Here is a 6571-nt window from a genome sequence, read left to right as displayed (position 1 = left end):
GCGCGGCGCGAATCCCAACTCACCGACGAAATGCCGCTGATGCCCCAACACTGGCATGTGTCGAAACCCCCGCGCGATTCCAACAACACTGGTGGGCCCGCCGGTCAGGGGGCGAGCAGGTCGGCGATCTTGGTGAAGCCGCGGCGGAGGGCGTGGTCGTAGGCGGTGTGGCCGTCGCGGTCGCGGATGGTGCGGTCCGCGCCGTTGTCGACGAGGGTGCGGACGATGTCCTGGTAGACGGTGCTGCCGTCGCCGTAGTAGACGGCTTCGAGTAGCGCGGTCCAGCCGAGGTCGTTGATGTGGTCGATATCGATCTCGGTCTGGCGCAGTACTTCTCGGACGTAGGCGAGGTGGCCTTTCTCCGCGGCGGGGATCAGGGCGTTGCCGCCGAATCGGTTGCGGGCGGTGAGGTCCGGGTTGGTGGGGAGCAGGAGCTCCATCATGGGGACGCTGCCGGTTACGCCGGTGTTCACCCAAGGGGTTTCGCCGCGGTTGTCGCGGGCGTCGGGGTCGGCGCCGTGGGCCACCAGGGCGCGCGCCACCTCCAAGTCGTCGGCCAGGACGGCGGTCATGAGAGGGGTGCGGCCCTCGGGGTCTCGGGTTTCGACATTGGCACCCTGCTCCAGGGCCTTGCGCACCGCGGCGGCGTCGCCTGCGGTGGCGGCGTGGCGCAGGTCGGCATCCCATCGGTCGGACACGGCGGGCGCTGTCGAGGTGGTGGTGGCCGAGGCCGGGGTGGGAGGGGCGCTGTCGGATGGCTGGGTGCAGGCGGCCGATACCGCCAGGCCGAGTATCAGGAGTGTGATGCGTGCGCGCTTCGCCATGGTTGTCCTCCCGCGTTGGTGAGTGCTTGTGGGCTGTTCACCATCCTTGGCGCGATCGCGGGCGTTCTCATCGGGAGACTGGGTTGTGCTTGGGAGACCTTGAGCTGAGGGGTGGGTCAACCGATTGGATGACCAGAGCGGGTGGGTACGTTGGCCTGAGCGGTCGCACATCGTCATCGGACAGCGAAATTCGCGGTGTCGGTGCGATTTTTGACCGCTCAGGCCAATACCCTCAGTACTCGTCGCGCTTACGCGGCCAATCATCGAAATTCTCACCACGCCCCAGCGGCGCCCGATCCAAGAGCTGCCACGTCGCGTTGAGGGCTTCGGTGCCGCGGTCGTAGGTGGAGTAGGTGTGGTAGACAACCCCGTCCTCGAGGGCGAACACGCTGAGGGCCATCAGCTCCATGACGTCGAGCATGCCCTGGGGGCCGAAAGCGGCCTCGCGTTTCGCGGAGGGGATGTGCATCAGTTCGAAGAAATCCTCGTTGAAACCGTTGTCGCCCATGGACACCCATTCGATATTCCAACCGAAGCGGCGCTTGTAGTCGTTCAGAGTGTCGAGGGGGGAGCGGGACGCCAGGATGAAGGTGACGTCGCGGTGAGCGAGGTGGGGGACCGCGCCCACCAGGTTGTCGGTTTCGAAGGTGCAGCCGGGGCAGCCCTTCGGGGTTTTCGGGCCGTGCATGAAATGGCGGATGATCAGCTGGGAGCGGCCGTCGAACAGTTCGGCGAGCGTTCTCACTCCGGCATTGGTGTCGAAGCGGTACTCCTTGGTGACCGGAACCCAGGGCAACGCCTGGCGCTGACGGGTCACCTCATCGCCTTGGCGGGTGAGTTCCTTCTCCTGCGCGCGCACCTTCTCGTACGCGGCGCGCCACTGATCTCGGGTGCCGACGGTGTGTGCGGGCATGTCCGTCCTTCCGTGGGTGACAGTGTCTGTTCCAGTTGAGACGGAGTGGCCGAACGGAATTCATCGGTCATCCATGGTGGACATGTGTCCGGAGTGCTCTCCAGTCATGTTGGCGAAAGGGTGTATGCACCCGCCGAATCTGCACTAGCCTCCCCGGTACCGGCGATCTCCCTGGGGTGGTGACATGGCGGATATCGGTTCGACCGCGGCGCACGACAGCTCCGTGCGGCGAAGGATGTGGCGACGCGCTCTGATGCTGAAAGCCGCTGCGCTGGCGTTGATTCTGACGGTGGCGGCGGTGTTCGTCCTGGCGCTGTCGATGTTCTCCGGCGCGTTCACCACCGTGGCCACCGTCTACGTCGAAGCGCCGCGCTCGGGCCTGATGCTCGATCCAGGGGCGAAGGTCAAGCTGCGCGGCGCGGAGATCGGACGGGTGTCGGCCATCGAGTACCGCCCGGACTCCGCGTGGATTCGCCTCGAGATCGACCCCGACGACCTGCGGTTCGTGCCCGCGAACATCGAGGTGGACATCCGCGCGACCACCGTGTTCGGCGGCAAGTACATCAACTTCGTTGTGCCGCCCGAACCTTCGACGCGATCACTGGCCGCGGGCGCGACGGTGCGGGCCTCCGCCGTCACGGTGGAGATCAACACCCTGTTCCAGCGCCTCTCCGACATTCTGAACAAGATCGACCCGGTGAAACTCAACGCCACCCTGCACGCCATCGGAACGGCCTTGCAGGGCAAGGGCTCCCAGCTCAACCAATTGCTGACCGCGAGCGATGAGGTGCTGCGCGACCTCAATCCGAGCCTCCCGGCCCTGCGGCACGACCTGATCGCCACCGCCGGAGTGACCCAGCTCTACGCCGACACCGTCCCGGACCTGTTGCGCACCACCGGAAACGCGGAGACCACCGCGGCGACACTGGTGGACGGAGCCGACAATCTGGATGCGACGCTGCTCAATGTGATCGGCCTCGCCGAGACCGCGACGCCGATCCTCACCGAGACCGAGAGCCCCCTCGTCAGCGCCCTGGCCTCGCTCCGACCACCGACGGAAACGCTGTACGAATACCGCTCGGCGCTGTACTGCACCATTGTCGGCCTGAGCCAGAGCCTGCCCGTGCTCAGCGACTTCTTCGGCGGCGAAGGCCCCTGGGTCAAATTCAACGCCAGCATCATGCCCGCCGGACAGCCGTACAAATACCCGCAGGACCTGCCGAAGGTGAATGCCACCGGCGGCCCGCACTGCGAGGGCGTGCTCGACCGCGTGCAGAGCGTGAACGCCAACTACCTCGTCACCGACACCTCCGAGGGCCGCATCTTCCACCCGCCGACCCGGCCGGACCTGAACGGCGGCACCGTCTTCCAACTGCTCTTCGCCGGATTGCCGGGCGTGCCATAGACATTCACACGCACTCTCCGCGCGCGGCATCGCGCACACCCTCGATGGACGCCTGCCGCTGATCCTCGGTGAACACCGACCATCGTGGCAGCCCAGGGAATTTGGCGATGGTGTCCTCGGCGGCCTTGTCCACCTCCGCCTGACCCTTGTCCGACCGGAGCTGGTCGAACTGCCCCAACAACTCCTCGCAGGTGGCCCGCCGAACCTCCGCGGGCGACTGCGCCGAGGGCACATTCACACCGGAGGTACTCGACAACACCGGCGTCGTCGGTGTGATGGTCACCTCGCGGGTGGTCGGCGTGGTCGACGCCGGAGACGTGGTTTGCGGGAGCGTATCGCCCCCACCGACGAAATCGCAGGAAGTCAGCAGCAGTCCCAGTGCCGCGACGGAGGCGGCTATCACTTTTCTGCGCACACCGCCCGAATACCCAGTCATACGGCATCTGCACAGCCCGGCCGAGGCCATCGGGCGGTACACCGATTGAGCTCCGCATGGCTGGGTAGGCCGCGAGGGATGGTCTAGCAACCAGGACAGGAGGAGCGGTATGTCCATGGATGTCTCGGATTACGTGCTGAAGCGCCTGCGCGAATGGGGTGTCGAGCATGTGTTCGGCTATCCCGGCGATGGGATCAACGGGCTGGTCGCCGCCTTTGGGCGCGCCGACAACCAGCCCAGGTTCATCCAGGCGCGGCACGAGGAGATGGCCGCGTTCTCGGCGACGGGGTACGCGAAGTTCAGCGGCCGGGTCGGGGTGTGCGTGGCGACCTCCGGGCCGGGCGCCATCCATCTGCTGAACGGGCTGTACGACGCGAAACTCGATCATGTGCCGGTGGTCGCGATCGTCGGGCAGACGGCGCGCAGCGCCATGGGCGGCAGCTATCAGCAGGAAGTCGATCTGCAGGCGCTGTTCAAGGATGTCGCCTCCGACTACCTGGTCGAGGTGAACGTTCCCAGCCAGCTGCCCAATGCCTTGGACCGGGCGATTCGCACCGCCCTGACCCGGCGCGCGCCCACCGCCGTGATCATTCCGTCCGATCTGCAGGAGCAGCGGTACGAGCCGCCGGGCCACGAATTCAAGCAGGTGCCGTCGAGCCCGCCCAGCGTGCCGCGCACGACCGCGACCGCGCCGCGCCCGGAGATCGAGCGGGCCGCCGAGGTCCTCAACTCCGGCAGCAAGGTCGCGATCCTCGTCGGCCAGGGCGCGCGGGAGGCGGTCGAGGAGGTGCTCGAGGTCGCGGAGCTGACGGGTGCGGGCATCGCCAAGGCGCTGTTGGGCAAGGATGTGCTCTCCGATGATCTGCCCTTCGTCACCGGCCCCATCGGATTGCTCGGCAGCAGACCGAGTTACGAGCTCATGCGCGACTGCGACACGCTGCTGATCGTCGGCTCCAACTTCCCCTACAGCCAGTTCCTGCCCGAACTCGACCAGGCGCGCGCCGTGCAGATCGATATCGACGGCACCATGATCGGCATGCGCTATCCGACCGAGGTCAATCTGGTCGGCGACGCCAAGTCCACACTGCGCGAATTGATTCCGCTACTGCGCCGCCAATCGGATCGGTCCTGGCGCGAGACCGTGGAGAAGCATGTGGCGCGCTGGTGGGAGACGGTCGAACGCCAATCGATGCTCGAGGCGAAGCCGGTGAACCCCATGCGCGTGGTATGGGAACTGTCGCAACGCATTCCGGACAATGCCATCGTCACCGCCGACTCCGGCTCCTCGACCAACTGGTATGCCCGGTGCCTGCGCTTCCGGGGTGAGATGCGCGGCTCGCTCTCGGGCACCCTCGCCACCATGGGCCCCGGCGTCCCCTACGCCCTCGGCGCGAAATTCGCCCACCCGGACCGACCCGTCATCGCCCTGGTCGGCGATGGGGCCATGCAGATGAACGGTCTCGCCGAACTGCTCACCATCGCGCGCTACCACCGCGACTGGCCCGACCCGCGACTGGTCGTCTGCGTCTTCCACAACAACGATCTCAACCAGGTCACCTGGGAGCTGCGCGCCATGGGCGGCGCACCGAAATTCGAGGAATCCCAGACACTTCCGGACGTGTCCTACGCCGATATCGCCCGCTGCATGGGGCTCGACGCCATCGCCGTCGACGATCCCAACGAGCTCGCCTCGGCCTGGGACCGCGCCCTCGACGCGCACCGACCCACCGTGCTCGATGTCCGATGCGATCCCGAGGTGCCGCCCATTCCGCCGCACGCCTCGGCCGAGCAGATCAAGGATATGAGCGCCGCCATCCTGCGCGGCGACCCCGACGCCTGGCATCTGATCATGCAGGGGGTGAAGACCAAAGCTCAGGAGTTCCGGCCCTGAGCTCGACGCTCACGCGGCGAGGGCGCGGGCCAGATGCGGCCACGAATCGTGCAGGTCGGTCTCGAACTGGCCCCAGGTGTGTGACCCCGCCGGACGATTGACGTAGACCGGCGGCATTCCCAGCTCCGACAGGTGCCCGGCGAACGCTTCGGTGCACGAGCTGGCGATGGCCTCGACCACCGGAGACGGAATGCCGCCCTGGTCGATCGTGCCCGGAATGCCGGTGGCGGCCGAGAGGTACACGGTCTTGCCGCTCAGCCGAGAGGCGTGCAGGAACGGATCGTGCGAACGCCACACCTCGCCGCCCGGGACGCCCCACATATTCGCCGGATTGCCGCCGCCGCGCAGCACGACCGCGCTGGCCATGGCGATTCCGGCGGAATCGGAGGTCCAGGGGCATCCGCTGTAGGAGGCGACCGCGCTGTACACGTCACTGGCCTGAATGGCGAGGTCGATCGCCGACCCCGCGCTCATGGACACCCCCGCGATGGCATTGCGTCCGGTGGTCTCGAATCGGGTGTCGATCACCCCGGGCAATTCGCGGGTGAGGTAGCTCTGCCAGCGATTGCGGCCCTGCACGGGATCGTCGGCGATCCAATCGGTGTAGAGGCTGAACGCCCCGCCCATCGGCAACACCACATTGACGTTCTTGTCCGCGAAGAACTCTCGCACATCGGTGTCGTCCCACCAGGAGATACCGTCTTCGCCGCCGCCCGCGCCCGTGAGCAGGTACAACGTCGGCGCGGACGCGCCGCCCGGCGCGTGGATCACCCGGTTGGAGACCACCTTGTCCATGGCGGGCGAGTAGACGTCCACCCGCGACGTCCCGTCGCCGAGGGGAACTTCGCCGACCAGCCGCGCCGGTGGCGGGGCCGCGCTGGCGGGCCCGACGAGGACGGCGGAGGCGGCGATGGCACACGCGAGTACAGCCCAGAGCTTCCTAGCGGTCACCCTTCCGTTGTACCCACCGACGGCGTCCAAGGTCACCGTTCTCGGCAACTTCGTGGCCCACGACACTCGAAACCGACCCCGGCGCACGGGCCGCGAACGTACGATCGGCAAGCGGACTGGACGTCCGCGCAGCCAATGTCGCCGAGGTGAT

General features: G+C 67.0%; 6 protein-coding genes. 2 read left to right on the top strand and 4 right to left on the bottom strand.

Features of this window, described 5'->3' with window-relative positions; translation table 11 throughout:
- Positions 1 to 104 precede the first annotated feature (104 nt).
- Both ACIBH2_RS32545 and ACIBH2_RS32540 read right to left on the bottom strand, forming a co-directional pair.
- A complete protein-coding gene (locus tag ACIBH2_RS32545; RefSeq protein WP_397124596.1) occupies positions 105 to 824 on the bottom strand; it encodes an ankyrin repeat domain-containing protein in 720 nt (239 codons plus the stop codon).
- Between the two features lie 232 nt (positions 825 to 1056).
- A complete protein-coding gene (locus ACIBH2_RS32540) occupies positions 1057 to 1737 on the bottom strand; it encodes a DUF899 domain-containing protein (RefSeq protein ID WP_397124594.1) in 681 nt (226 codons plus the stop codon).
- 253 nt (positions 1738 to 1990) lie between these two features.
- On the opposite strand from ACIBH2_RS32540, the gene ACIBH2_RS32535 reads away from it, so the two are divergent.
- A complete protein-coding gene (locus ACIBH2_RS32535; protein WP_397124592.1) occupies positions 1991 to 3142 on the top strand; it encodes an MCE family protein in 1152 nt (383 codons plus the stop codon).
- A gap of 4 nt (positions 3143 to 3146) precedes the next feature.
- Here ACIBH2_RS32535 and ACIBH2_RS32530 read toward each other — a convergent pair whose 3' ends face one another.
- Positions 3147 to 3557, bottom strand: coding sequence for a hypothetical protein (locus ACIBH2_RS32530; protein WP_397124590.1), 411 nt, complete (start codon positions 3555 to 3557; stop codon positions 3147 to 3149).
- Positions 3558 to 3687: 130 nt separating this feature from the next.
- Between ACIBH2_RS32530 and ACIBH2_RS32525 the strand changes: the two genes are divergently transcribed.
- Positions 3688 to 5469, top strand: coding sequence for a thiamine pyrophosphate-requiring protein (locus ACIBH2_RS32525; RefSeq protein WP_397124588.1), 1782 nt, complete (start codon positions 3688 to 3690; stop codon positions 5467 to 5469).
- 9 nt (positions 5470 to 5478) lie between these two features.
- Here ACIBH2_RS32525 and ACIBH2_RS32520 read toward each other — a convergent pair whose 3' ends face one another.
- Positions 5479 to 6420 (bottom strand): alpha/beta hydrolase, encoded by a 942-nt coding sequence (locus tag ACIBH2_RS32520; RefSeq protein WP_397124586.1) that lies wholly within the window; start codon positions 6418 to 6420, stop codon positions 5479 to 5481.
- Between the last annotated feature and the right edge of the window lie 151 nt (positions 6421 to 6571).

This window comes from Nocardia sp. NPDC050406 (genome assembly GCF_044459025.1).
Taxonomy (GTDB): domain Bacteria; phylum Actinomycetota; class Actinomycetes; order Mycobacteriales; family Mycobacteriaceae; genus Nocardia.
Note: the sequence above shows the minus strand (reverse complement) of the source record. Positions and strands in the feature narration are given on the sequence as shown.